Here is a 2,804-nt window from a genome sequence, read left to right as displayed (position 1 = left end):
CCTAGTACTCCAGCAGCGGATCGTGTTCTGAGCTGTGTTTTCGGTAGTGGCAGCGGCGGGCGACGGCCTGGCGGTGTCTTCTCCAGGCCGACCACTTCAGTGCGTGGGTGACGGGGTCGCGGTCGGCTCGTGGGTGGGGCAGGAGAGTGTCCAGGAGCCGCCGGATCTCTGCCACGGTGAGTGGGACGAGGGCTGATCCGTTTCTGCAGCCCCCTTTGCGGCCTCGCCGCCGGCCTGGGCGGCGAGCGCGGCCAGGACGGCGTGGGCGAGCATGGCCAGGGTGATGTGCCGATACCAGCCGGGATAGCGGCGGACCTCGTACTGGTCGAGGCCGCATTCGTTCTTCGCGGCCTGGAAGCACTCCTCGATTGCCCAGCGGGAGCCGGCCACCTGGGACAGCTCGGCGATCTCGACGCCGACGGGGGCGTAGGCCAGGTAGTAGGCCACCTCTTCGGGGTCGGACAGGCTGCGGCGGGCCATCACCCAGCGGTGATGGGTCGGCGGGTCTGGGTCGAAGACGAGGTTGGCGGGCAGCTTGGCCGCGGCCCAGTCGTAGACGCGTGGGCCCTTGGCGCCGTCACCGCAAGACAGCCGCTGCCAGGCATCGGCAGGGGCTTCTTCGATGAGTTGGTCGATGCGCCAGATGCCGGCCAGGGACTTGATCTGCTGCGACTTGGGCACCGCCACCACGTAGCCGATGTCGAGTTGCTCGAGCAGGCGGCGGAATTGCCAGTCCTGCCCGTAGGCCTCGTCCGCGGTGACCCAGGCAGCGGGCAGGCCGGCGGCCAGGCAGCGGCGGACGATGTCCCGGGCCAGCTCTCCCTTGGTCGCGAAGCCGCGTTCGTCGGGGATCTTCGCCGCCCGGCAGCGGTCGCGGTCGGACGTCCAGGCCTTGGGCAGGTAGAGCTCGCGGTCCACCAGGGCCCGGCCCGAGCGGGTGGCGTAGGCGGCGAATACGCCGATCTGGCAGTTGTCGATCTTTCCTGAGGTGCCGGTGTACTGCCGACCCACCCCGGCCGACGTGGTGCCCTTCTTGATGAACCCGGTGTCGTCAATGATCAACACACCACCGGGGCCAAGGGACTCACCGACATAGGCACGGACGTCGTCGCGCAGGGCGTCCGCGTCCCAGACGCTGCTGTTCAACAGCCGCTGGAAGCCGTCCGGCGTGCGGTGGCCGGCCCATTCCGCGAGCTGCCAGCCGTTCTTCCGTGCCGCTTGGCCCAGCAGACCGCGGACGTAGTCCCGCATCCGCCACCGCAGATCCGCCCGCCCGAACCGGCCCGCCACCCGGGCGAACACCGACTCCAACTCCGCAGCCCAGCAACCGACTTCAGTCATGCTCTCCACACCGGGACAACGACAATCACCAGCTCAGGACACGATCCGCTGCTGGAGTACTAGTACTCCAGCAGCGGATCGTGTTCTGAGCTGTGTTTTCGGTAGTGGCAGCGGCGGGCGACGGCCTGGCGGTGTCTTCTCCAGGCCGACCACTTCAGTGCGTGGGTGACGGGGTCGCGGTCGGCTCGTGGGTGGGGCAGGAGAGTGTCCAGGAGCCGCCGGATCTCTGCCACGGTGAGTGGGACGAGGGCTGATCCGTTTCTGCAGCCCCCTTTGCGGCCTCGCCGCCGGCCTGGGCGGCGAGCGCGGCCAGGACGGCGTGGGCGAGCATGGCCAGGGTGATGTGCCGATACCAGCCGGGATAGCGGCGGACCTCGTACTGGTCGAGGCCGCATTCGTTCTTCGCGGCCTGGAAGCACTCCTCGATTGCCCAGCGGGAGCCGGCCACCTGGGACAGCTCGGCGATCTCGACGCCGACGGGGGCGTAGGCCAGGTAGTAGGCCACCTCTTCGGGGTCGGACAGGCTGCGGCGGGCCATCACCCAGCGGTGATGGGTCGGCGGGTCTGGGTCGAAGACGAGGTTGGCGGGCAGCTTGGCCGCGGCCCAGTCGTAGACGCGTGGGCCCTTGGCGCCGTCACCGCAAGACAGCCGCTGCCAGGCATCGGCAGGGGCTTCTTCGATGAGTTGGTCGATGCGCCAGATGCCGGCCAGGGACTTGATCTGCTGCGACTTGGGCACCGCCACCACGTAGCCGATGTCGAGTTGCTCGAGCAGGCGGCGGAATTGCCAGTCCTGCCCGTAGGCCTCGTCCGCGGTGACCCAGGCAGCGGGCAGGCCGGCGGCCAGGCAGCGGCGGACGATGTCCCGGGCCAGCTCTCCCTTGGTCGCGAAGCCGCGTTCGTCGGGGATCTTCGCCGCCCGGCAGCGGTCGCGGTCGGACGTCCAGGCCTTGGGCAGGTAGAGCTCGCGGTCCACCAGGGCCCGGCCCGAGCGGGTGGCGTAGGCGGCGAATACGCCGATCTGGCAGTTGTCGATCTTTCCTGAGGTGCCGGTGTACTGCCGACCCACCCCGGCCGACGTGGTGCCCTTCTTGATGAACCCGGTGTCGTCAATGATCAACACACCACCGGGGCCAAGGGACTCACCGACATAGGCACGGACGTCGTCGCGCAGGGCGTCCGCGTCCCAGACGCTGCTGTTCAACAGCCGCTGGAAGCCGTCCGGCGTGCGGTGGCCGGCCCATTCCGCGAGCTGCCAGCCGTTCTTCCGTGCCGCTTGGCCCAGCAGACCGCGGACGTAGTCCCGCATCCGCCACCGCAGATCCGCCCGCCCGAACCGGCCCGCCACCCGGGCGAACACCGACTCCAACTCCGCAGCCCAGCAACCGACTTCAGTCATGCTCTCCACACCGGGACAACGACAATCACCAGCTCAGGACACGATCCGCTGCTGGAGTACTAGG

The 2,804-nt window shown here is 69.0% G+C and carries 2 protein-coding genes; both read right to left on the bottom strand.

Translation table 11 applies throughout. From position 1 onward, the window contains the following. Nucleotides 1-96: 96 nt before the first annotated feature. On the bottom strand, nt 97-1,341 hold the full coding sequence (locus ACZ56B_RS32710; protein ID WP_468798690.1) for an IS701 family transposase: 1,245 nt from the start codon (nt 1,339-1,341) through the stop codon (nt 97-99). Nucleotides 1,342-1,495: 154 nt separating this feature from the next. Next, nucleotides 1,496-2,740 carry an IS701 family transposase gene (locus ACZ56B_RS32705; protein ID WP_468798690.1) on the bottom strand — a complete coding sequence of 415 codons (1,245 nt, stop codon included), beginning with the start codon at nt 2,738-2,740 and terminating at the stop codon, nt 1,496-1,498. Nucleotides 2,741-2,804 lie beyond the last annotated feature (64 nt).

This window comes from Streptomyces sp. NPDC034670 (assembly GCF_055574875.1).
Note: the sequence above shows the minus strand (reverse complement) of the source record. Positions and strands in the feature narration are given on the sequence as shown.

Bases quoted from the DNA above. Each gene is read 5' to 3' on its own strand.
- ACZ56B_RS32705 (WP_468798690.1), bottom strand. From the start codon at position 2,740: ATGACTGAAGTCGGTTGCTGGGCTGCGGAGTTGGAGTCGGTGTTCGCC.
- ACZ56B_RS32710 (WP_468798690.1), bottom strand. From the start codon at position 1,341: ATGACTGAAGTCGGTTGCTGGGCTGCGGAGTTGGAGTCGGTGTTCGCC.